Below are 24,003 nucleotides of genomic sequence, written 5' to 3' on the forward strand. Positions count from 1 at the left end.
ACGATTATTCCGACACACATGCAAGTGTTTCAAAATAAGTAGGAAATGTCTTATAGGTACATTTAGGATCATTGATAATTACATCATGACCACCTACCGCCACCATTGAAAAGCACATGGCAATTCGGTGATCATCATAGGTATCTATTTCGGCAAGTTGAATGTTATCGGTAGGGGTTACTTCAATAAAGTCATGCCCTTCTACAACCTCTGCACCGAGCTTTCTAAGCTCCGTTGCCATCGCATAAAGTCGATCCGTCTCTTTTACTCGCCAGTTATAAATGTTGCGTATCGCTGTTTTACCTTTTGCAAAAAGTGCAACGGTTGCAAGTGTCATCGCTGCATCTGGGATTGCATTGGCATCGATATCTACACCCTTAAGCTCACCTTTAGACACAACAAGATAATCGTCATGCCATTCGATTTTTGCACCCACTTGTTCCATCACTTTTGCAAAACCAATATCGCCTTGCACACTTGCGGCGCCAACACCATTAATACGAATTGTGCCGCCATTAATCGCTGCGGCAGCAACAAAGTAAGACGCACTTGAAGCGTCACCTTCAACCATAATTCGACCAGGCGATTGATACTGCTGATTACCTGTCACTACAAATGATTGATAATCATTATTTTCAACACTAACGCCAAATTTGGCCATTACGCCCAAGGTAATATCAATATAGGGTTTAGAAACAAGCTCGCCTTTTATAGTGATTTCTGTGTTGTTTTTAAAAAGCGGCGCCGCCATTAACAGTGCTGTTAAAAATTGGCTCGAAATACTGCCGTCAATTTCTACTTTACCACCGGCTAGTTGATTACCCACGATTTTAAGTGGCGGATAATCTTTATTTTTTAAATAGCTAATATCTGCGCCTAATGCGTGTAGTGCATCAACAAGATGACCAATCGGTCTTTCTTCCATGCGAGGTTCGCCGATTAGCTCATATTCACCATTGGAAGTAGCTAAGACTGCGGTAAGCGGACGAAATGCTGTACCTGCATTACCTAAAAATAGTGGCTCAGAGGGCGTTTCAAAATTGCCGCTTTTACCATGAACTTGGGCAATTGTTTTATCTTCATTTAGCGATACCTCAACGCCCATAGCATTGAGCGCTTTAAGCATATGACGAATATCATCGCTATCGAGAAGATTCTCTACTTGAGTTGTGCCTTCGCATAGCGCTGCCAGTAATAGAATGCGGTTAGATAAACTCTTAGAGCCCGGTAACGTGACTTCACCATTTACACGCTGAATCGCTTGTAAGTGTAACTGTTCCATTACTTATGCTCCTGTTCGAACTTATGCATGAAGTCTACTAGTGCTTTTATGCCGTCAATTGGCATTGCATTGTAAATACTAGCACGCATACCACCTACCATACGGTGTCCCTCTAAGGCGAGTAAACCAGCTTGTTTCGACTCTGCTAAAAAGGCTTTGTTCAGTGATTCGTCGTTAAGCCAAAATGGCACATTCATTCGCGAACGGAAGTCACGCGCAACGGTATTTTTATAAAACTGGCTATTATCAATAAAATCATAAAGTAATGATGCTTTTTCGATGTTTTGTTGTTCTATTACTGCAACGCCACCTTGTGCTTTTAACCATTTAAAAACTTCCGCAGCTAAATACCAAGAATACGTTGGCGGCGTGTTATACATGCTTTCTTTTTTAGCTTCTAAGGCATAATCAAAAATGCTCGGCTTCTGTGTACCTTCACGTGAAAGCAGTGATTTTTTAACAATAACAATGGCAAGACCTGATGGGCCGATATTTTTCTGTGCGCCCGCATAAATTAAATCAAACTGATTAACATCAATTTCGCGCGAAAGAATGTTTGAAGACATATCTGCGACGATTGGTGCACTGTGTTTTACCGTATCAACAATCTCAATGCCGTCGATTGTTTCATTTGGGCAATAGTGAATGTATGACGCATCGCTCGGTAATGGCCAAAGGTCAGGCGTTAAGCAATTAAACTCGCCGTTTTTATCATCGCGTACATTAATTTCAATAGCATCGGTAAACTTTTGTGCTTCGCTGAATGCACCATCAGACCAAATGCCACTATTGATGTAGACCGCTTGTTTGTTTGCAACATGAAGATTCTGCGGTACTGCAGCGAACTGACCGCGACCACCACCGTGCATAAATAACACGGCATAGTCATCAGATATGTTCATTAGTTCACGTAAATCACGTTCGCTTTGCTTAGCAAGCGCTATAAATTCGTTACTGCGATGACTTATTTCCATCACATTAACGCCTAGCCCTTGCCAATCTAAAAACTCTTTTTGCGCTTTTTCTAATACTGCTCGGGGCAAACTTGCTGGCCCTGCACAAAAATTATATACACTCATTCCCAAAACCTCATTTGTACATAATTAGAAAACAAAAAAGCGGCTGTTAGCCGCTTTTAACATTGTTCATACTGTAACTGATTAAATATCAAATTACCGCATGATAAAGATGAATATTTTTTCTATTCAGCTGGTTGCTCTGAATTATTTTCATCTGTATTTGGTGTTTCATTATTTTCGCTTGAAACTGCTTCATCTTCACCTTCTTCAGAAAGGAATTGAGACTCTTCAATTTCATCGATACGCTGTAAACCAACAACTTGTTCGTCATCAGCTGTACGAATTAAAATAACACCTTGTGTATTACGACCAACAGTAGATACCTCATTAACACGGGTGCGTACTAATGTTCCTTTGTTAGAGATAATCATGATTTCATCATTATCTTCAACTTGCACCGCGCCAACTACTTTACCATTACGCTCAGATACTTTAATCGATACAACACCTTGTGTTGCACGGCTCTTCGCTGGGTAATCTTCAAGCAGTGTACGTTTACCGTAACCATTTTCAGTGATCGTCAATACCGGACCATCGTTCTTAGGTACGATAAGTGACACAACTTTCACGTCATCTGGCATCTTAATACCGCGTACACCTGTCGCTGTACGACCCATCGGGCGTAACGCTAGTAACTCTTCGCCAGTTTCCGCATCAAGTTTCACTTCACCTGTTTCCGAATCACGTTGTTTTTCGTTAAAGCGTACTACTTTACCGTGATCAGTGAACAACATGATGTCGTTTGTGCCGTTGGTGATATCTGCACCAATCAAGCTATCGCCTTCGTTTAGATTGATTGCGATAATGCCCGAAGCACGCTGACGACTGTATGCCGTAAGTGGTGTTTTCTTAACTGTACCGTTCGCTGTCGCCATTAATACATACTTATCTTCTTCATACTCGCGTACTGGTAAGATAGTGGTAATACGCTCATCTGCTTCAAGTGGTAGTAAGTTAACAATTGGCTTGCCACGCGCAGCGCGACTTGCTAGTGGTAACTGGTACACTTTAAGCCAATATAAACGACCTGACGTTGAGAAACATAAAATCGTGTCGTGGGTGTTTGCAACTAATAGACGTTCAATGAAATCTTCATCTTTCATCTTAGTTGCAGATTTACCTTTACCACCACGACGCTGCGCTTCGTAATCAGAAAGCGGTTGATACTTAACGTAACCTTCGTGAGACAGCGTTACTACAACGTCTTCTTCATTGATTAGGTCTTCAAGGCTAATATCGTGCGCAGCTGCTGTAATTTCAGTGCGACGCTCATCGCCAAAGTTTTCTTTAATTTCAACTAGCTCTTCACGAATAACTTCCATTAAACGCTCAGGAGTTGAGAGGATATAAAGTAGTTCAGCAATTAGATCTAATAGCTCTTTATATTCATTTAAGATTTTTTCGTGTTCTAAACCTGTTAGTTTATGTAAACGAAGGTCTAGAATTGCATTCGCTTGTGCTTCTGACAAGTAGTATTGACCATCGCGAATACCTAAATCTGGTGCAAGCCATTCAGGGCGAGCAACGTCGTCTTCACCTGCTTTTTCTAGCATGCCTTTAACGTTGCCCAGTTGCCAGCTACGAGAAAGTAAGGCTATTTTTGCTTCTTCACGAGTTTGCGAACGACGAATAACCTCGATAATAGGATCGATATTCGCAAGCGCGATTGCTAAACCTTCAAGAGTATGTGCTCTGTCACGTGCTTTACGTAAATCAAATACCGTACGACGCGTCACTACTTCGCGACGGTGCGTAACAAACGCTTCAAGCATTTCTTTTAGGTTAAGTAGTTTTGGCTGGCCATTATCTAGCGCAACCATGTTCATACCAAACACTGTTTGCATTTGTGTTTGTGCATACAGGTTGTTTAGAACAACTTCGCCTACTTCACCGCGTTTAATTTCGATAACAATGCGCATACCGTCTTTATCAGACTCATCACGCAGTGCACTGATGCCCTCAATTTTCTTGTCTTTAACAAGTTCAGCAATCTTTTCAATTAAACGTGCTTTGTTAACTTGGTACGGGATTTCATGAACAATGATTGTTTCTTTACCCGTTTTTTCGTTAACTTGAACTTCTGCTTTGGCGCGGATATAAACTTTACCACGGCCTGTTTTATACGCTTGCTCGATACCTTTTTTGCCACTGATAATACCCGCTGTTGGGAAATCAGGACCCGGGATATAATCGATCAGCTCTTCAATTTGTATTTCTGGGTTTTCAATAACCGCTAAACAGCCGTTAATAACTTCAGATAGATTATGCGGCGGGATGTTCGTCGCCATACCTACCGCGATACCAGAGGCACCATTTACAAGTAAGTTAGGTACGCGTGTTGGTAAAACAGCTGGAATTTTTTCCGTACCATCATAGTTATCAACGTAATCAACCGTTTCTTTTTCAAGGTCCGCTAATAATTGATGGGCCATTTTAGCCATACGTACTTCGGTATAACGCATCGCAGCAGCGCTGTCGCCGTCTACCGAACCGAAGTTACCTTGACCATCAACTAATAAATAACGAAGTGAGAACGGCTGAGCCATACGTACTATCGTATCGTAAACCGCACTATCACCGTGTGGGTGATATTTACCGATTACGTCACCTACAACACGTGCAGACTTTTTATAAGGTTTGTTCCAATCATTATTGAGTTCATTCATTGCGAAAAGTACGCGGCGATGAACTGGTTTTAAACCATCTCGTACATCAGGAAGCGCACGTCCTACAATTACGCTCATGGCATAATCGAGGTATGAATTTTTTAATTCATCTTCAATATTGATTGGAAGGATTTCATTGGCGAGATCTGTCATCCGATTTCTCTTCCTTCAATCGTGTATTAATTCAGTTATTATTTTTATAACCAAAGCATGCTAACACAAAAAATCATTATTTACAGGTTGTAAGCAGTAGTCTTTTTATAAAAAATCCCTTTATAATGCCCTCAAATCACTCTGGATGCTTTTTATGACCGTTCAACAAAATGTAGATGCAAGTGAAATTGCAAAATTTGAAGCCATGGCCGACCGTTGGTGGGACCTTAATGGTGAATTTAAACCGCTACACGAAATAAACCCGCTTCGTTTAGACTTTATTAACTTATATAGCCAAGGTATTTTCTCAAAAAATGTATTAGACGTTGGCTGCGGTGGCGGTATATTAGCTGAAAGCATGGCTAAGCTAGGCGCGCAAGTGACGGGTATTGATATGGGAGAAGAGCCCTTAAATGTTGCTAAATTACATGCATTAGAAGTCGGCGTTTCCCTTAATTATGAAAAAGTGACCGCTGAAGCGTTTGCCGAGCAAAACCCTCAGCAATTTGATGTTGTTACTTGTATGGAAATGCTTGAACACGTACCAGATCCTGAATCTGTAATCGCATCATTAGCAACATTGGTGAAGCCCGGTGGTCATGTATTTATGTCAACGCTTAATAAAACACTTAAAGGATATTTATTTGCCATTGTTGGTGCCGAGCACTTACTTAAGATTGTGCCAAAAGGCACGCACGACCACGACAAATTCATCAAGCCTGCGACTTTGATTAATTGGGCTGAAAAATACGGCCTTAAAGCGCGCATTATGAAAGGGTTAAGTTACAATCCGCTTGGCCAAACATATAGTTTAACCAATGATGTGTCAGTTAACTATATGATCCATTTTGAAAAGTTAGCATAAAATGTATCAAGCAGTATTGTTTGACTTAGATGGCACCTTAATCGACAGTGCGGATGATTTAGGTGCTGCGCTTAACTTTGTGTTAGCCAAACATAATAAACCGACGGTAAGTGCAGAGGCATATCGTACCCAGGCCTCTAACGGTACGCTTGCATTACTCAAACTTGGTTTTGGTGATGAATGGCAAAATCTGTCTAACGACGAACAAGCGCGATTAAAAGAGGCGTTTCTTACCTTTTACGCAAACAATTTATGGTGTAAAAGCAGTTTTTACCAAGGTATTGTGCCACTAATTACGTTTTTAGATGAGCACGCAGTTCCTTGGTCGATTGTGACAAATAAACCAAAGCACCTAACTAACCCCCTTGTTACGCAAATAACACAATTTGCAAACTGCAAAAATATTGTATCGGGTGACACACTTGAACGCGCCAAGCCCTACCCTGATCCTTTGCTTTACAGCTGTGAATTAATGAAGGTTGATCCTAAGTGTTGCATTTATATCGGTGACGATGAGCGCGATATCATTGCTGGCAAATCTGCGGGAATGAAAACAGCTTCGGCGCTTTGGGGATATTTAAATGGCAACCCTGTTTCAAGCTGGCAATCTGACTTTAGCTTCACTAACGCCTGCTCACTGCTTAACCATATATCTAGTTGTCATGATGAAAATTAACCACTAGATATTGTGGTTATTTTAATCTCGGACCCAAAAACAATACCTTGTGAATTTGCAACAAATAAATTTTAAATATTTTTTTTTATCGTATTTTTTTCGTTGTTTTTTCACATAGACTAAACACACTTTACTTAACAAGTTAGTGGATGCTAACAGACTAGTTAGTAAAAAATTGATCACAAATTATCTCGCTTTTCTAGGCCTTGAAAAAAGACGCATACCCCTCTATCTTGTGATCATCTGTGATGGCGACACCATATCTAGTAGCTAAGCGAAAAACGAGCACTAGTGGTAATTTCGCCTGAGCCGTGCGCTTAAATAATAGGACAAAAGTCCACTTTAATATTTCGACATAATAAAAATTTTTTGCTCGTTTGAAGGAAATTGCAGGCATAACTATGAACCAAGAGCTTTCAGTCAGTAAACGTGACGGTCGCAAGGAACCGCTTGACCTAGACAAAATTCACCGCGTTATTGCATGGGCAGCAGAAGGCCTAAATAACGTATCTGTATCGCAAGTAGAACTAAAATCACATATTCAGTTTTACGACGGTATCCGTACAGAAGATATTCACGAAACCATTATCAAAGCTGCTGCAGATCTAATTTCGAAAGAAACACCAGATTATCAGTATCTTGCTGCGCGTTTGGCAATTTTCCATTTGCGTAAGAAAGCCTATGGTAAATTTGAGCCACCTAAACTGTATGATCATATGGTTAAGATGGTTGAAATGAACAAGTATGATCCACATCTACTTGCCGACTATAGCCTGCAGGAAATCGAAGAGCTTGACGCGTATATTGATCATTCTCGCGATCTTACTTTCAGCTATGCTGCCGTTAAGCAGTTAGAAGGTAAATACCTTGTGCAAAACCGTGTTACCGGTGAGATTTATGAAAGCGCGCAGTTCCTTTATATTTTAGTTGCAGCATGTCTATTCTCAAAATATCCGAAAGACACGCGTTTAGACTATGTAAAACGTTTTTATGACGCAACATCGACGTTTAAGATCTCATTGCCTACGCCAATTATGGCGGGTGTGCGTACTCCTACGCGTCAATTCAGTTCATGCGTACTGATTGAATGTGACGATAGCCTAGATTCAATTAATGCAACGTCATCGTCGATTGTAAAATACGTAAGCCAACGTGCTGGTATTGGTATCAATGCGGGCCGAATTCGCGCACTAGGTAGCCCAATTCGCAGCGGTGAAGCATTCCACACTGGCTGTATTCCTTTCTACAAGCACTTCCAAACGGCAGTTAAAAGCTGTTCACAAGGCGGTGTGCGTGGTGGCGCAGCAACACTATTCTATCCGTTATGGCACTTAGAAGTTGAAAATCTACTGGTGCTTAAAAACAACCGTGGTGTTGATGACAACCGTGTTCGTCATTTAGATTACGGCGTTCAGTTTAACAAAGTAATGTATTCGCGCTTAATTAAAGACGATTACATCACACTGTTTAGCCCGTCAGATGTGCCTGGTCTTTACGATGCGTTCTTTGAAGATCAAGATGAGTTCGAGCGCTTATACTTACAATACGAACAAGATGAATCAATTCGTAAAAAACGTATTAAAGCGATTGAATTATTCTCTATGTTTGCTCAAGAGCGTGCAAGCACAGGTCGTATTTACCTACAAAACGTAGACCACACAAATACACATAGCCCGTTTGATTCAAAAGTAGCACCAATTCGTCAGTCTAACCTGTGTCTAGAAATTGCGCTTCCTACTAAGCCATTAAAACACGTAATGGACGAAGAAGGTGAAATTGCATTGTGTACGCTTTCTGCGTTCAACCTTGGTGCGATTAAATCACTTGATGAATTAGACGAATTAGCAGAACTTGCTGTACGTGCACTAGACAACTTACTCGATTATCAAGATTACCCTGTACCGGCTGCATATAACGCAACTATGGGTCGTCGTACGTTAGGTATTGGTGTAATTAACTACGCTTATTACCTTGCTAAAAACGGTGTTAAGTATTCAGACGGTTCTGCAAACGCGTTAACTCACCGTACATTTGAAGCAATTCAATATTACTTAATGAAAGCATCAAATGAACTTGCTAAAGAAAAAGGCGCATGTCCTAAGTTTAACGAAACAACGTACGCAAAAGGCATTATGCCAATTGATACCTACAAGAAAGATCTTGATACAGTATGTAATGAGCAATTGCACCTTGATTGGGATGGCTTACGCGAAAGTATTGTTAAACACGGTATGCGTAACTCAACATTATCTGCGCTAATGCCATCAGAAACGTCATCGCAAATCTCTAACGCAACCAATGGTATTGAGCCACCGCGTGGACACATCAGTGTTAAAGCGAGTAAAGACGGTATCTTAAAGCAAGTTGTTCCAGAGTACGAACGTTTACAAGATGCATACGAGTTACTTTGGGATATTCCAAGCAACGATGGTTACTTACAATTAGTGGGTATTATGCAGAAGTTTATCGACCAAACCATTTCTGCTAACACGAATTATGATCCAAATAAGTTTGAAGGCGGTAAAGTTCCAATGAAGCTATTGCTTAAGGATTTACTGACTGCATACAAACTTGGTGTTAAAACACTTTACTACCACAACACCCGTGATGGTGCATCGGATTCACAGGACGAGCTTAAGCCAGAGCCTGAAGATGATGGCTGTGCAGGCGGCGCGTGTAAAATCTAAATCCCAGCGGGCAAGATACACTCTTTGCCCGCTAGTTTGTTTTCTCTAGAGTTAATAATAATATGTCGTATTCAACATTTAGTCGCGAGCATAATGACCAACTAAAAGAACCAATGTTCTTTGGACAAACTGTTAATGTTTCGCGCTATGATCAGCAAAAGCACCCTATTTTTGAAAAGCTAATTGAAAAGCAACTTTCATTCTTTTGGCGTCCAGAAGAAGTTGACGTGAGTAAAGACCGCATCGACTTTGAAGGTTTACCAGAACACGAAAAGCACATTTTCTTGAGCAACTTAAAATACCAAACATTACTTGATAGTGTACAAGGTCGTTCACCAAATGTTGCGTTACTCCCTATCGTATCAATTCCAGAACTTGAAACTTGGATTGAAACGTGGGCGTTCAGTGAAACGATTCACAGCCGTTCATACACCCACATTATTCGCAACGTAACAAAACAGCCAGAAATGATTTTTGACGACATTGTTACCAATGAAAAAATTGCAGAGCGCGCAGAAGAAGTAACGCGTTATTACGATGAACTAATCAGCTTAACGACGATTTACAACCAATACGGTGAAGGCAAACACCAAATCAATGGTGAAGAAGTTAAGATCAACTTATTCGATCTTAAAAAGAAACTTTACCTTTGCATCATGTCAGTAAACATTTTAGAAGCTATTCGCTTCTATGTTAGTTTTGCTTGTTCGTTTGCGTTTGCAGAGCGTGAATTGATGGAAGGTAATGCGAAAATCATCAAGCTTATCGCACGTGATGAAGCCCTTCACTTATCAGGTACACAGCACATTCTAAACATTATGCAAGAAGGTGATGACGATCCTGAAATGGCGATTGTTGCAGCGCAATGCCGCGAAGAATCGATTGCGATGTTCACCAAGGCAGCAGAGCAAGAAAAAGAATGGGCAGAATACTTATTCAAAGACGGCTCAATGATTGGCTTAAACAAAGACATTCTTTGCCAATATGTTGAATACATCACAAATGTACGTATGGCAGCTGTTGGTTTACCAACTGTATTTGAAACCAGCTCAAACCCAATTCCTTGGATCAACGCGTGGTTAGTTTCAGATAACGTACAGGTAGCACCACAAGAAGCTGAAATTAGTTCTTACCTTGTCGGTCAAATTGATTCAGAAGTAAATGCTTCTGACTTTGGTGACTTTGATCTTTGATGAGCAAAGTTACTGTTGTAAATACTGATCAGAGTCTTGAATTCGACTCTGATCAGCCAAATCTACTCACCTTCTTAGAAAAAAATAAAATCCAAACACAATTTCACTGCCGTGAAGGGTTTTGTGGTGCCTGCCGCTGTAAGCTAGTCAGTGGCAAAGTCGACTACCAACAGGAACCGTTGGCATTTGTTCGTAAAGGTGAGATTTTATTGTGTTGCGCAACACCACTTGAAGATATAGAAATAGACATTCCAAAGTTTTAAAGCTGCCTACTCCCCTTTCTGTATATCACCGTAATAATTTCGTAATTAGAAACAATTAATATATGTAATGATATAACAATTTATTTATTTGTACGTGCGATGATGTTACAGTATCACATAACACGTAATTTTTTAATCTTACTGAAGTATTCGTTATGAAAAAATCTCTCATTAGCTTGGCAGTGCTAAGCGTAGTATTCCCTCTTAGCTCACACGCTGCACAGATTTCAGGACAATTGACTGATAATTCAGGCAAGCCAATTGCTGGTGTTGCAGTGCATGTTCATGGTAAAGAAAAAACTGTTACAACCAATAATGCAGGTCAATATCAAATTGAACTGGATGCAGATAGCCAGTTACATTTCAGTAAAGATGGTTTTCTAGACAAACGCATTAGCGTTAAAAACGAAGCTCAAACAATCAATTTTGTACTAGAAAAATCATCAATTGAAGCGATCACTGTATATGCTTCAGCGCTTCACAAAAGTAACCTTGAGATGGCCTCTCCTGTAGCAGTGCTTGCGGGAGACGAGCTCAAAGATAAATCATCTAATACACTTGGTGAAACCCTAAATAGACTGCCGGGTGTTAGCCAAACATATTTTAGTTCTGTCGCGTCTTCACCTGTTATTCGAGGTTTAGATGGCCCACGTGTACGCGTTATGCAAAATGGTTTAGAAAGTAGTGACGCATCGCGCGTAGGCCCTGATCACGCAAACACCAACGAAACACTGAGCGCAGATCAAATTGAAGTACTGCGTGGCCCAGCAACATTGCTGTATGGTTCAGGCGCAATTGGTGGTGTTGTTAATGTGGTTGATGGCCGCATTCCGACAACTAACTACGAGTCGTTAGAAGGTGCTGTTGAATATAAACACGATACCGTTAACGAAGGTAATACAGCAGCATTTGTGCTAAATGGTGGAGATAATGGCTTTAATTTCCATCTAGATGGTTTAAAACGTAAAACTGAAGATACTGAAGTACCAAAGTTTGAAGCGCATCATGAAGAGCACGAAGAAGAACATGAAGGCGAAGACCACGCAGATGAGCATGACGAAGAAGTATTAGACTCAATTGAAAACAGTTTTATTGACACAACTGCATTCAATTTAGGCACAAGCTATGTGAACGAACACCTAGTCGTTGGTGTATCTTATGGCAAGATTGAATCAGACTACGGTATTCCAGGTCACTCTCATGCACACCACGACCATGATCATGGACATGAACACGAAGAAGAAGACCATGGGCATGAAGATGAACACGAAGAACATGGCGATGTATTCGCTCGATTAACTCAAGACCGTTATCAAGCGCGTTTCACTTATAGCCTACATGATTCTATGATTGAGCGTTTTGATGTAAAACTTGGTTATACCGATTACCGCCATGCCGAAATTGAAGAAGGCATGGAAGGCACAGTATTTACCAATGAATCGAAAGAGTTGCGTGCAACCGCCGAACATAACCTGTTAGGTTGGCACGGTGTTGTAGGTTACCACTATTATGATTCGGATTACGGCGCTGATGGTGCAGAAGCATTTACGCCACACAGCGATACGACACAGCATGCACTTTTCGTTTTAGAAGAGAAAACGTTCGGTGATTTTCGCGTTGAATTGGGTGGTCGTTTTGAAAACACAGAAATCGATGCACCAGAAATTCACCTTGGTCATGACGAACACGATCATGAAGCGCATGATGAAGAGGAACATCACGGTGAAGAATACGCATATGTTGGTGAATTCGATAGCGTAAGCTTATCTGCAGGTACTATCTGGAATTTCAAAGAAGGTCATTCAGTAGCACTTTCCCTCGGTCATTCAGAACGTGCGCCAAGTGCGGCTGAGCTGCTATCAAATGGTTTGCATATCGCAACCAGCACCTATGACCTTGGTTTAGGCTATGAAATTGAAGACGGTGAAATTCACTTTGAGCCAGAAAACGTTGAAAGCGAAACATCAAATAATATCGATCTTACACTACGTAAGTTCAATGGTAATTTTGGCTATACTATAAACGCTTTTTATAATCAGATTGATAACTTCTATTTCCAGCAAGATACAGGCTTAGTAATTGATGCGCACCATGACGAAATGCTTTCTATGGATGAGTATCTATCGCATGGTCACGACGAAGATGAAGCGACACGTGTTTTCCAATATCAATATGCAGATGTTGATTTATACGGTATTGAGTTTGATGTTCACTACCAAGTAAATGATCAACTGCTAGTAAAATTAATTGGTGATCATATTCGCAACGATGTTAAAGACTCTTCGGAATATTTACCGCGTTTCCCACAAAATAAATTAGGTTTTGAGGCTGAGTATGACTGGCGTGCATTGCAAGTAAACTTTGCTGCTACGCATTACTTCGAGCAAGACAAGTTAGGCGCACACGAAACTCACACCGACAGCTACACATTGTTTGATGTATCTGCGAAGTATAACCTTGATGTGTTAAACACAGATTCGTTTGTATTTGCAAAAGTGCAAAATATTACAGACGAACTTGCGTTCAGCCATACATCGTTTATTAAAGATATCGCACCATTACCAGGCCGTAACGTACAGTTAGGCCTACGCGTTTATTTCTAATACCCGAGAAAATACCAACAAAAAGGGCGTATTAACACGCCCTTTTTTATTGTCTACCTGTATTATAAGTAACTTACCGAGAAATCATCAATATAAACGTCATCAAACGGCATGTTGCCATATCACAAAGGGTTATTGTTTAACCTGTTAGCCGCTAAATCAATGATAGTTATCTGAAACATTCCTACAATCTGCTAAAATTCTATTAAATTTATAATAAAACCCTACCTGAGGCTTTTGTGAAAATAACAACACACCTTGTATCACTCGCAGCGCTTTGTCTTTCAACAACGGTTTCTGCAAAAACACATTTCTCTGACTTTAGTGTGAGTTACTTAAACGGTAATAACTATGAAGTGGGCGACAATAAAAAACAAATCGTAACGCTAGAGCACTTTGCGGTTACAAGCTGGGGAGACAGCTTTACTTTTGTTGACCGTCTGGAATCTGCTAATGGTGATAAAGAAACCTACGGCGAATTTTCGCCACGCTTTAAAATTACCGAGTTTAAAAACAACCCCGTTAAAGCGCTTTACGTTGCCACTACAATTGAGTACGGCGCGTTTTCATCCCATGATGGTTTTGGTTCAAGCTTAACAAACTACTTATACGGTGTAGGTGCTGGCTTTGATGTGCCCTACTTTGATTTTTTCAATGTAAACCTATACTACCGTAACAATGAGCATGGTGATAATAACTACCAAACAACCGTTACATGGGGTTTACCAATTGGCCCGCTTTATTATGATGGTTTTATTGATTATGCAACAAGCAGAGACAACAGCGACGCACAGATGAACTTCACGTCGCAGTTAAAATATGATGTTGCTCCACATTTAAATATCGATTCAAAATTATACCTAGGTATCGAATACGTTTATTGGCTTGATAAATTTGGTATACGTGGTGTTGACGAAAACAATGTCAATTTACTAGTTAAGTATCATTTTTAAACTAAAAAGCCCTGAATATTTGCAGGGCTTTTTATTATCACACGATAAACCTAAATGCTTACGCGCTTATAATCACGATATTCAGGTAACCAGTAGTTTTTTTCAATTAGACTCGCTAATTTTTCGTCTGAAATCTCAAGCGCCACGCCTTGTTCAATGGCTTTTTTCGCAACGTTAAACGCAATCTTTTTAGAAAGCGATTCTACTTTGGTTAGCGGCGGTAACAAGCTACCTTCACCTGTATTTGCTCTTGGCGATTCTGCGGCAAGGGTTTCACTCGCTATCATCAGCATTTCGTCAGTAATACGCTTGGCACCCACTGCAACTACACCTAGGCCAATGCCTGGGAAAATATAACTATTGTTACACTGTGGAATAATGTGCTCTTTGCCATTAAAGGTAACTGGTTCAAATGGGCTACCCGTTGCCACAATTGCCTCACCGTTGGTCCACGCAATCACGTCTTCAGGCATCGCTTCAACTTGTTTGATAGGGTTACTTAGCGGGAAAATAATCGGCTGCTGACTACCTTGGTGCATTGCCTTAATTACCTGCTCAGTAAATAGACCTGGTTGACCCGATACACCAATTAAAATATTTGGTTTTGCGCAGTTCATTACATCAAGCAAGGATGCATAATCGCCACTGTAATTCCAATCGCTAATGGCGTCTTTTTTCTGTGTTAATACTTGTTGGAAGTCACGTAAATCGCCCATACCTTCGGTTAATAACCCAAAACGGTCAACCATAAAGATTTGCGAACGCGCCTGCGCTTCACTAATACCTTCACTTACCATTTGCGCAATAATTTGCTCGGCAATCCCGCAGCCTGCAGAGCCGGCGCCAACAAATACCACTTTTTGTGCAGACAGTGCTTCACCTTTAACACGACACGCAGCTAATAATGAACCTACGGTAACCGAAGCTGTGCCTTGAATATCATCGTTAAAGCTACAAATGCGGTCACGGTAACGTTGTAATAACGGCATTGCGTTTGGTTGTGCAAAGTCTTCAAACTGCAACATAACATTTGGCCAACGGCGTTTAACTGCGTTAATAAATAGCTCTAAAAACTCGTCGTATTGTTCTTGAGAAATACGCTTATGACGACGACCCATATACATAGGATCATCCAGTAGCGCTTGGTTATTGGTACCCACATCAAGCATTACCGGTAATGTATAGGCTGGGCTAATGCCGCCTACAGCAGTATAAAGTGATAATTTACCAATAGGAATACCCATACCACCAATACCTTGGTCACCTAAACCAAGAATACGCTCACCGTCAGTAACTACGATTACTTTTACTTTACCTTTAGTGGCGTTACGTAAAATATCGTCGATACTATGACGGTCTTCATACGAAATAAATAAACCGCGGTGTTTACGATAAATATCAGAAAAACGCTCACACGCCTCACCTACTGTTGGGGTATAAATAATCGGCATCATTTCTTCTAAGTGATCACGCACTAAACGGAAGAACAAGGTCTCGTTAGTGTCGTGAATGGCACGTAAATAAATGTGCTTATTTAAGTTATTAGTGAAGCTTTTGTACTGCTGATAACAACGCTCAACTTGTTCTTCGATTGATTCAAAAATTGGCGGCAATAAACCCGCTAAGTTAAACTGTTCGCGTTCGCGCTGGCTAAAAGCACTGCCCTTATTTAATAGCGGTGTTTCAATTAGCGTCGGCCCAGCATAAGGGATGTACAAATAATTTTTATGTGTGTGTTCTGTCATTGTATTCTTGGTGGTGTGTTGTAATAGCTTTAATTATTAGACTAAAGTTTAAAAATGCAAAACTATAAGATAAATAACGAATAATTGAAAACATTATCTGAGTAGCAACACGTTAAAGCAATGGTTCTTGCCTCAAATTAACCAAGTTTAACGTATTGCTATCAATCTATTTACTTTGCCTCAGGTTATTCTCCGAGTGCTATGCCTTCACGGCGCGGATCGGCAGCACCAATAAGTTTATTACCCTCAATCATTACCGCGTGAATACCCGAATTTAAATCGCGAATAACGACTTTGTGACCGCGTGCTTCAAGCGCTGCTTTATAACGTGTTACGCTACTACCTTTTTCAAGTGTCGTCACACGGTTACGGTTAGTAATGTTGGCAAGCGCAATCGCTTGTTGTGGCGTTAAACCAAAATCAAGTACGCCAACAAGTGCTTTGGCTACATAATTGATAATGCGTGAACCACCCGGCGAACCAATAACCATTTTTAAACTACCGTCATGATTAAACACCATAACCGGCGACATTGAAGAACGCGGACGCTTATTCGGCTCAACACGATTAGCCACAGGTTTACCGTCAATCTTAGGATTGAAGGTAAAATCAGTAAGTTGGTTATTAAGCAGGTAACCATTCACCATTAACGCTGAGCCAAAACCCATTTCAATTGATGTTGTCATTGAAACCGCATTACCCGCGCTATCTACAATTGACACATGAGACGTTGATGGTTGCTCGTAATTAACCTGCGCGACAGACCAGTCTGGTGCAAACTCACCCGGTTGCGCCCTGCCCATGTCTTTTTCACTAATTAGTTTACTACGCTCTTGTAGATAGTTTTTATCCAACATTTGCGCAACAGGTACGTCGATAAAGTCAGGATCAGCAATATAGTGATCACGATCCGCAAACGCTAAGCGTGATGCCTGAGTAAATGCATGAATTGATTCAAGTTCCCACGATGTATTAAGTGGTGCTTTAGTGTTTTCAAGTAATGCCATAATTTGCAGTACCGTAATGCCACCGGAACTCGGCGGCGCCATAGAGCACACTTTATATGTTCTATACGGTGCACATACGGGATTTCGCTCAACACTTTTATAATTGGCTAAATCTTGAAGGCTGATTTTGCCTGGCGCAATGGATGAATTTGTTACAGTTTCAACAAGTTGCTTTGCATTTTCACCTTGATAAAACGCGTCGATGCCGTTTTTAGCAATCGCTTTATATAAGTTCGCTAGCTTTACATTCGTTTTAACTGTGCCTGCTTTGAGTGCCTCGCCATTTGGCATAAAATAATCTTTAGTGTCGTCAATTAAAGCAACTCCAGGGTTTATTTGCAGACTCACCAATTTTTCAAGTCGCGGTGATATCACAAAGCCATCTTGCGCCAATTTTATAGCATCAGTAAATAATGTATGCCATGGCAATTTACCATAACGACTGTGCGCATTTTTTAGCGCAGCTAACGCCCCTGGCACTCCCACTGAACGCCCACCTACTACCGCATTAATCCAGCGAATTGGTTTGCCATTTTCATCTAAAAACAAAGATTCACTCGCATTCGCTGGCGCAGTTTCACGTCCATCAAAGCTGGTTAAATGACTATTGGCTTTATCGTAATGCATCATAAACAACCCACCGCCAATACCAGACGATTGAGGTTCTACTAATGTGAGTACTAATTGAACTGCAATTGCGGCATCAACGGCGCTGCCACCTTTAGCCAAAATTGCGTGACCTGCTTTTACCGCATAGGGGTTTGCAGCCGCAACCATAAACTTATCAGCAACAACTTGTTGTTTTTTAGTAAAGCCGGTATTTGCTTCTGGTTCACCAACAATTGTGGCGCCAACATTGAATGAGAATAAGCTTGATGCGATAAGTATTTGTGAGAGAGTCTGTTTTAATGTTTTCATAATTAAGCAAATCTATTATTTGTGATAATCTTACAGACATTTGATATTGATTAACACAGATAGCGAATGTTAAATCTTCCAACCGATAAACGTTATATCATTGCCCCGCTTGTTCTGATTTTTGCCGCGATAATTATTTTTGCAACGCCGCTCAGTGAATTATTTGAATATAACCGAAGCTTATTTTCTCATGGTGAATACTGGCGACTTGTTACTGCTCATTTTAGTCACTCAAATAGCTACCATTTAATGTTAAACCTAGCAGGCGTTGCGCTCATCTGGGCGTTACACGGTGAATATTATGATGCGAGAAAATACGCATTAGCACTTCTTTTATTGGCGCTCTACACCGGCGGTGGGCTTTATATTTTTTATCCAGAAAATACACTTTATAATGGGTTAAGTGGTGTTTTACATGGCTTAATCATTGTTGGCGCGTTAATTGACTGCCAAAAAGGTATGAAAACGGGTTATCTTTTGTTTATTGGTGTTTGGTTAAAAATCGCATGGGAGCAATATGCTGGACCAAGTGCTGAATTAGGACAACTAATTAACGCAAGGGTAGCAACCGAAGCACACTTGATTGGCGCAATATCCGGTATTTTTGTTTATGCGAAATTAAATCGTCACGCACTTCGTGAAAATATCACCCAGTAAAAAGGCCGCTATGCGGCCTTTTTAAATTATAAGTTTTGTTCAAACAACTTATAAATACGACGGTACTCATCTAACCACGAAGAAGGCTGTTTAAAGCCATGTGGCTCAACCGGGTAAATTGCCGTTTCGTAGTTTTCTTTTTCAAGTTCAATAAAACGCTGTACTAAGCGCACTACGTCTTGGAAAAATACATTGTCGTCAATCATTGGCGCATTAATTAACAATGGTTTTTCTAACCCTTCAGCGAAATAAATCGGTGAGCTGCGCTTATAGGCAATTGGATCTACATCTGGGTGGTTCAAAATATTCGATGTATACGGATTATTGTAATATGCCCAGTCCGATACAGGACGAAGTGCGGCACCCGCTTGGAATAATTCTGGACGGGTTAACAATGCCATAAAGGTCATAAAACCACCGTAAGAACCACCATATGTACCAACACGCTGGTCATTAACATTAGCGTTTTCCGTCATCCATTTTACACCATCGGCTAAATCTTCAATTTCAGGCTTACCCATATGGCGGTAAATTGCGGTACGCCAATCGCGTCCATAACCTTTAGATGCACGGTAATCCATGTCCATCACCACATAACCCTGTTCTGCGAGGAATGAGTGGAACATAAATTCGCGGAAATAACCTGACCAACCTAAATGTGAATTTTGTAGATAACCTGCACCGTGGTTAAAGATAACAGCTTTGCGTGCTTTACCTGTTTCACCTTCTTTGTAATCACGCGGGTAATACACTTTTGCATAAATAGGCTGCTCAGTATGGGTTGACGGAACGGCTACAATTTTTGGCGCTACAAGCTGCGTATTTAGGAACTTATCTGATACGGTATTGGTTAAACGCGTTACCGTATCACCATCAACATTAGTTACGTACAGCTCTGGCGGTAATGCTAATTTTGAGTGCGTTAACAATAGTTTTGATTCATCTGGGCTAAGCTGGTAATCAGTCATGCCGTTTAAATCGGTTTGGGCAACGCTTTCACCCGTTGTTAGATCTAACTTGTAGATTTCGTATATGCCAGGGTGTTTTTTGTTTGCTTTATAAAAAATTGACTGGCTATTACGAGATTGTGTTAGTTCTGATACCACAAACTGACCGCTTGTTAGCTGCTGTGCTTTACCCTTAAGCGCTTTTGTATAAATATGGCTGTAACCAGATTCCTCAGATAAATAATACAGCGTATCTGGTTGTTGATTTAACCAACCAAAATTATTGTACGTATAGTTAACCCAAGCTTTATCATGTAAGCGATGTTGTGAGACCAGTTTATTGCTTGCAAAGTCTACAGTTGCAATCCAACGGTCTTTATTATCAAACGCTTCAAGCATCACAGCCACTTGTGAACCATCGCTATTCCACTGAATTGCATTTTGTGACCAACCCCAGTCCATCATTAAATTAATATGACGAGGTGCTTTTTCTGATTTGTATGTTTTACCTTGTGCTTTTGCGTTTTCGGCTTTTACACTTGCTAATACGTCTTCATCAAACCCAGGTAATGTATCGAATGGTAGGCTTGTTTGGGTGTTATCAGTGAGGTCAATCATTACCAACTCTGAGCCAGACGGCTTGGTATCTGCAACACGACGTCTTACTTTTTCAGCAACAATTTCACCGTTTTGACCAATGTAGTTTGGCATAATATCGCCATCATCACGCCACGGTGAACTTTTAGTAAGAACTGTAATGAGTTTGTCGCCTGCTGGTGATACGACTGCACTGACAATGCGATTACCTTTACCAAGGTAATATGTATCGTTCATAACGCTTTCGTTTTGCGTTTTTAATGATTCGTTGTAGGCGTGTTTATCTTGTTTGTTCTTGTGGGTTAGAGCTACGTAGTCAATGAGTTTATGTTGCTCTTTAGCAATATAACTTGTTGGCTCTTTTACGCCTTCTGGCTTATCAGCAACTTTAAGTGCGGCTATTTGTGAACGCAGGCCCGTTTCTACATTAATTTTGTAAAAATTATTGTTAACTCGATATGCAAGTTCACCGCTAGTTAAAAACAAAAGCTGTGATGCATTATCATCGCTTAAGGTCAGCTGCTTTAATTTACCTGTTGCCTGCTCAACAGCAAAAATATTGCCTTTAAAAGTATATGCTACCCACTTGTTATCTTGACTAAAGGTTAATTGTTTCGCACCGAGTGTGTGCAATTTATCAAGCGATACTAAATCACCATTGCCTTGCTTGCCCAACATACGAGTGTAGGTATCGCGTAATTCGTTACCCGCTTGTTTGCGCGCATAATTTACCGACTTAGAATCAAACGACCAAAATGCACGCTCAGGTTGACGACCTAACCAATCTGGGTGTGCCATAGCTTGTTTTAACGTAATCGTTTCTGGGCCTTGGTGAGTCGTTGTTTCAACTACTGGTGAAAATTCGTTAGCAGCTGCGATGGTAGATTGTTCAGTCGTTTTACAACCAGCCAAACTAATACACGTAGTTACAGCAAGAGCAATAATAGATTTATTATACATTGTGTGTTTTTTTGTAATTAAAATTACACTAATTTAACCAAACAATTGGCAATAATAAAACTGCGCTTATCGTTTTATTATGTGATTTTAGCGATTACATTTGTAACAAAAAAAGGCCAACAAGGTGTTGGCCGAATACTCTGCGCTAGCAATTTAGGTCGAAACGAAAAAGTAATTTCTCGTTTCAAAGTAATAGACCGTGCGATTCATCGATTAGTTCAAAATTTATTCAAAAAATTTATTTTAATTTCTCAAATCCGATAGTCATTGACTACCCTTTAACTATATCCAATTTGAATAGCCTGTTATGAGCAAGTTTAGATTACGTATTTATCGCGGACCTGATAAAACAAGTTTAGCTAAATGGCTTAAACAAGATGAACTTGAAAACTGGTCACGCTATCAACACTTTTATTGTGATGGAAACGAGTCAATTATTTCGCTTGATATCGGAAGTTTTTGGCAAACCATGATAAACAATAAACAAAGTCACCATGAGCAATACTTAGAAGGACACGAACGGTTATTGCAAGGTAAATACATTACCAACAACGCAGTACCATTTTATGTTGAAGTAGATATTCAATCAGAATTAAATTAAATGGTTTTATCTTTTAAGTATAATTAAACGCATAAAAAACGGTTATACACACTAACGCGTACAACCGTTTTTTTAATGCACATGCTGTATAGTTAACTAAACAGCTTATTTAGACAATTCAACTGCACGTGCTGCGACGCCTGGATAAGCACCTTCTGGTAAATAGTTCGCAAGCACTGCAAGTTTTTTACCTAGCTCAACATTACTGCTCGCTACGACATTAATATGTCCCATTTTACGACCTGCGCGAACTGCTTTGCCGTACCAATGACTGGTTACTCCAGCAACGGATAACACATCAGCAGGAATGCTCGGCTCACCAAGCACATTGATCATCGCACTTGGCCCAATCATAGCGGTATCACCTAATGGCAACCCAGCTACTGCACGTAAGTGGTTTTCAAACTGGCTACACAGTGTGCCTTGCTGTGTCCAATGGCCTGAGTTATGAACGCGAGGTGCAATTTCATTCACCATTAATTGGCCATCAACATCGAAGAACTCAATTGCCAGTACACCAACATAATCCATCGCTGCTGATAGTTTATTAAATGCTGCTAACGCTTGGCTTTGAATTTGATCATCAATATCAGTGGCAACTGATAACGTAAGTACACCGTTGGTATGTTCGTTTTCAGTCACAGGATAAACCGCAGTATTGCCTTGCTTATCGCGTGCACCAATCACTGAAATTTCACGCTTAAACGGAATCATTTTTTCAGCAATAATGGTGTGTGGGAAATCTTCACTACCTGCAGCAATAAACTCAGCCATTTCTGACCAAATGTGATCTACATTAGAATCTGCTTTAATACGCCACTGCCCTTTACCATCGTAGCCTGCTTGACAGGTTTTGATCACGAGTGGCAGTCCTAAATCGATAATGGCACGGTCTAAGTGTTCACGCTCGGTAATAAGTAAATACGGCGCACAAGGTACATTCGCTTGATCTAATAGCGCTTTTTCGATGCTACGATCGCCGCCAGCCTTAATGGCATCTTTACCTGGGTAAAATTTACCACTTTGACAACATAACGCTAATACATCATCAGGAATATGTTCAAACTCTGCGGTGATCGCATCACATTCTGCGATTGCAGCAACTAAGTCTTGCTCATACACGACAAGCGTTAGCGGGTGAACAACGTGCTTAGAACCAACATCATAGGCTTTGATATTTATATCAAGAGGCGCACCTGCCAAACTCATCATACGGGCAAGTTGGCCTGCGCCGAGAACTAAAATATTCATATTATTCTGCTGGGTTTGGATGTGCTAACACAGTGTCAGTTTGGTTTTTTCTAAATTCGTCGATTTTCGCTAGCAATTCAGGCTGCTGACAACCCAGAATTTGCGCCGCTAATAATCCAGCGTTTGCAGCGCCCGGATCACCAATCGCAAGAGTACCTACCGCTACACCTTTTGGCATTTGGCAAATTGATAGAAGTGAATCAACACCATTAAGTGCTTTAGATTTAACCGGAACGCCCAGTACCGGTAAGCTGGTAAATGCAGCTGCCATGCCCGGTAAGTGTGCTGCACCGCCTGCACCTGCAATAATTACTTTAATACCGCGCTCAGCTGCTGTGCTGGCATAATCGGCTAATAACTGTGGCGTACGGTGCGCAGAAACAACCTTTGTTTCATATTCAACACCGAATTTATCAAGCATATCTGCAGCGTGTTGCATGGTAGGCCAATCTGATTTTGAACCCATAATAATGCCAACAGTCATAGTCACTCCTCATAGTTAGGCACTCAATTCACATTAATTGCACTTTTAGATTATTAACAAGCGCATTGTGAATGTTAAAAATTGTTTTCGCGATGTGGGATTGCGAGTTGCGAATTATCCAATAATCCCTTCGTTTTCTCAATTAAAAACTGTGAATTCTCTATTCTCTAAGGTAAATTAAGCCAATTGTTTCACTAGTTAGAAAAACCAATGCCTGAATTTAAAGTGATACCACCAACGACAACTGTGTATTGTGATAAGCGTGGTGAAGGCTGGACGCTCACAGGCATTACTGGCATTGACGAAAATGCTTCGGTAATGTTTGACGGAACGCGATATACCATTCCAGCAAAAGAAATTGTTGAAACCTTATTACCTAATCAACTAAAACGAGAACAACAAAAAGGCGCCTAATG

General features: G+C 40.6%; 18 protein-coding genes. 10 read left to right on the forward strand and 8 right to left on the reverse strand.

The features are described from left to right. Window positions 1-4: 4 nt before the first annotated feature. The 3 genes from aroA to gyrA form a co-directional block, all read right to left on the reverse strand. A complete protein-coding gene (aroA, locus tag L1068_RS01725; RefSeq protein ID WP_237128786.1) occupies window positions 5-1,282 on the reverse strand; it encodes a 3-phosphoshikimate 1-carboxyvinyltransferase in 1,278 nt (425 codons plus the stop codon). Further along, window positions 1,282-2,361: a 3-phosphoserine/phosphohydroxythreonine transaminase gene (serC, locus tag L1068_RS01730; RefSeq protein WP_237128787.1), complete on the reverse strand. Its 1,080-nt coding sequence runs from the start codon at window positions 2,359-2,361 to the stop codon at window positions 1,282-1,284. Before serC ends, aroA begins: the two co-directional genes overlap by 1 nt. Before the next feature lie 122 nt (window positions 2,362-2,483). Further along, window positions 2,484-5,180, reverse strand: coding sequence for a DNA gyrase subunit A (gene gyrA / locus L1068_RS01735; protein WP_237128788.1), 2,697 nt, complete (start codon window positions 5,178-5,180; stop codon window positions 2,484-2,486). Window positions 5,181-5,334: 154 nt separating this feature from the next. Between gyrA and ubiG the strand changes: the two genes are divergently transcribed. The 7 genes from ubiG to L1068_RS01770 all read left to right on the forward strand — a co-directional run bounded on the left by ubiG (window position 5,335) and on the right by L1068_RS01770 (window position 14,420). Next, complete coding sequence (gene ubiG, locus L1068_RS01740; RefSeq protein ID WP_237128789.1) at window positions 5,335-6,045, forward strand: bifunctional 2-polyprenyl-6-hydroxyphenol methylase/3-demethylubiquinol 3-O-methyltransferase UbiG; 711 nt, start codon at window positions 5,335-5,337, stop codon at window positions 6,043-6,045. Window position 6,046: 1 nt separating this feature from the next. Next, window positions 6,047-6,721, forward strand: a complete 675-nt coding sequence (locus tag L1068_RS01745; protein ID WP_237128790.1) for an HAD-IA family hydrolase — start codon at window positions 6,047-6,049, stop codon at window positions 6,719-6,721. 401 nt (window positions 6,722-7,122) lie between these two features. Further along, window positions 7,123-9,408: a class 1a ribonucleoside-diphosphate reductase subunit alpha gene (gene nrdA / locus L1068_RS01750; protein WP_237128791.1), complete on the forward strand. Its 2,286-nt coding sequence runs from the start codon at window positions 7,123-7,125 to the stop codon at window positions 9,406-9,408. A 62-nt stretch (window positions 9,409-9,470) separates the two neighbouring features. Further along, window positions 9,471-10,601, forward strand: coding sequence for a class Ia ribonucleoside-diphosphate reductase subunit beta (gene nrdB, locus L1068_RS01755; protein WP_237128792.1), 1,131 nt, complete (start codon window positions 9,471-9,473; stop codon window positions 10,599-10,601). Then, the gene (gene yfaE, locus L1068_RS01760; RefSeq protein ID WP_010560077.1) at window positions 10,601-10,864 is read left to right on the forward strand and encodes a class I ribonucleotide reductase maintenance protein YfaE; all 264 of its coding nucleotides are present in this window, start codon (window positions 10,601-10,603) and stop codon (window positions 10,862-10,864) included. The genes nrdB and yfaE overlap by 1 nt, the downstream gene beginning before the upstream one ends. Window positions 10,865-11,019: 155 nt before the next feature. After that, a complete protein-coding gene (locus tag L1068_RS01765) occupies window positions 11,020-13,467 on the forward strand; it encodes a TonB-dependent receptor (protein ID WP_237128793.1) in 2,448 nt (815 codons plus the stop codon). Window positions 13,468-13,706: 239 nt separating this feature from the next. Further along, window positions 13,707-14,420 (forward strand): nucleoside-binding protein, encoded by a 714-nt coding sequence (locus L1068_RS01770; RefSeq protein ID WP_237128794.1) that lies wholly within the window; start codon window positions 13,707-13,709, stop codon window positions 14,418-14,420. 50 nt (window positions 14,421-14,470) lie between these two features. On the opposite strand, the gene L1068_RS01775 is transcribed toward L1068_RS01770, so the two are convergent. After that, window positions 14,471-16,165: an NAD-dependent malic enzyme gene (locus L1068_RS01775; RefSeq protein ID WP_100913400.1), complete on the reverse strand. Its 1,695-nt coding sequence runs from the start codon at window positions 16,163-16,165 to the stop codon at window positions 14,471-14,473. 185 nt (window positions 16,166-16,350) lie between these two features. Beyond that, window positions 16,351-18,090, reverse strand: coding sequence for a gamma-glutamyltransferase (gene ggt / locus L1068_RS01780; protein ID WP_237128795.1), 1,740 nt, complete (start codon window positions 18,088-18,090; stop codon window positions 16,351-16,353). Between the two features lie 66 nt (window positions 18,091-18,156). Between ggt and rrtA the strand changes: the two genes are divergently transcribed. Then, a complete protein-coding gene (rrtA, locus tag L1068_RS01785) occupies window positions 18,157-18,747 on the forward strand; it encodes a rhombosortase (protein WP_237128796.1) in 591 nt (196 codons plus the stop codon). Window positions 18,748-18,773: 26 nt separating this feature from the next. Here the strand turns inward: rrtA and L1068_RS01790 are convergent, their stop codons facing one another. Beyond that, window positions 18,774-21,251, reverse strand: coding sequence for a prolyl oligopeptidase family serine peptidase (locus tag L1068_RS01790; RefSeq protein ID WP_237128797.1), 2,478 nt, complete (start codon window positions 21,249-21,251; stop codon window positions 18,774-18,776). 307 nt (window positions 21,252-21,558) lie between these two features. Here L1068_RS01790 and L1068_RS01795 point away from each other — a divergent pair, with 307 nt between their 5' ends. Beyond that, complete coding sequence (locus L1068_RS01795) at window positions 21,559-21,852, forward strand: hypothetical protein (protein ID WP_010560069.1); 294 nt, start codon at window positions 21,559-21,561, stop codon at window positions 21,850-21,852. Window positions 21,853-21,957: 105 nt separating this feature from the next. Here L1068_RS01795 and L1068_RS01800 read toward each other — a convergent pair whose 3' ends face one another. Together L1068_RS01800 and purE are read right to left on the reverse strand one after the other, a co-directional pair. Continuing rightward, complete coding sequence (locus tag L1068_RS01800) at window positions 21,958-23,103, reverse strand: 5-(carboxyamino)imidazole ribonucleotide synthase (RefSeq protein ID WP_237128798.1); 1,146 nt, start codon at window positions 23,101-23,103, stop codon at window positions 21,958-21,960. Window position 23,104: 1 nt separating this feature from the next. Further along, window positions 23,105-23,587, reverse strand: coding sequence for a 5-(carboxyamino)imidazole ribonucleotide mutase (gene purE / locus L1068_RS01805; RefSeq protein ID WP_010560067.1), 483 nt, complete (start codon window positions 23,585-23,587; stop codon window positions 23,105-23,107). Between the two features lie 210 nt (window positions 23,588-23,797). On the opposite strand from purE, the gene L1068_RS01810 reads away from it, so the two are divergent. Continuing rightward, a complete protein-coding gene (locus L1068_RS01810; protein WP_237128799.1) occupies window positions 23,798-24,001 on the forward strand; it encodes a hypothetical protein in 204 nt (67 codons plus the stop codon). The last annotated feature ends 2 nt before the right edge of the window (window positions 24,002-24,003 follow it).

The organism is Pseudoalteromonas sp. MMG024 (assembly GCF_021654175.1).
GTDB lineage: Bacteria > Pseudomonadota > Gammaproteobacteria > Enterobacterales > Alteromonadaceae > Pseudoalteromonas.

What these genes read in the sequence shown, in the direction of transcription:
- serC (WP_237128787.1), bottom strand. Translation starts at nt 2,361, where the DNA reads ATGAGTGTATATAATTTTTGTGCAGGGCCAGCAAGTTTGCCCCGAGCA.
- ggt (WP_237128795.1), bottom strand. Translation starts at nt 18,090, where the DNA reads ATGAAAACATTAAAACAGACTCTCTCACAAATACTTATCGCATCAAGC.
- yfaE (WP_010560077.1), top strand. Translation starts at nt 10,601, where the DNA reads ATGAGCAAAGTTACTGTTGTAAATACTGATCAGAGTCTTGAATTCGAC.
- L1068_RS01745 (WP_237128790.1), top strand. Translation starts at nt 6,047, where the DNA reads ATGTATCAAGCAGTATTGTTTGACTTAGATGGCACCTTAATCGACAGT.
- aroA (WP_237128786.1), bottom strand. Translation starts at nt 1,282, where the DNA reads ATGGAACAGTTACACTTACAAGCGATTCAGCGTGTAAATGGTGAAGTC.
- L1068_RS01765 (WP_237128793.1), top strand. Translation starts at nt 11,020, where the DNA reads ATGAAAAAATCTCTCATTAGCTTGGCAGTGCTAAGCGTAGTATTCCCT.
- ubiG (WP_237128789.1), top strand. Translation starts at nt 5,335, where the DNA reads ATGACCGTTCAACAAAATGTAGATGCAAGTGAAATTGCAAAATTTGAA.
- L1068_RS01795 (WP_010560069.1), top strand. Translation starts at nt 21,559, where the DNA reads ATGAGCAAGTTTAGATTACGTATTTATCGCGGACCTGATAAAACAAGT.
- rrtA (WP_237128796.1), top strand. Translation starts at nt 18,157, where the DNA reads ATGTTAAATCTTCCAACCGATAAACGTTATATCATTGCCCCGCTTGTT.
- L1068_RS01800 (WP_237128798.1), bottom strand. Translation starts at nt 23,103, where the DNA reads ATGAATATTTTAGTTCTCGGCGCAGGCCAACTTGCCCGTATGATGAGT.
- nrdB (WP_237128792.1), top strand. Translation starts at nt 9,471, where the DNA reads ATGTCGTATTCAACATTTAGTCGCGAGCATAATGACCAACTAAAAGAA.
- nrdA (WP_237128791.1), top strand. Translation starts at nt 7,123, where the DNA reads ATGAACCAAGAGCTTTCAGTCAGTAAACGTGACGGTCGCAAGGAACCG.
- L1068_RS01775 (WP_100913400.1), bottom strand. Translation starts at nt 16,165, where the DNA reads ATGACAGAACACACACATAAAAATTATTTGTACATCCCTTATGCTGGG.
- purE (WP_010560067.1), bottom strand. Translation starts at nt 23,587, where the DNA reads ATGACTGTTGGCATTATTATGGGTTCAAAATCAGATTGGCCTACCATG.
- L1068_RS01810 (WP_237128799.1), top strand. Translation starts at nt 23,798, where the DNA reads ATGCCTGAATTTAAAGTGATACCACCAACGACAACTGTGTATTGTGAT.
- L1068_RS01790 (WP_237128797.1), bottom strand. Translation starts at nt 21,251, where the DNA reads ATGTATAATAAATCTATTATTGCTCTTGCTGTAACTACGTGTATTAGT.
- gyrA (WP_237128788.1), bottom strand. Translation starts at nt 5,180, where the DNA reads ATGACAGATCTCGCCAATGAAATCCTTCCAATCAATATTGAAGATGAA.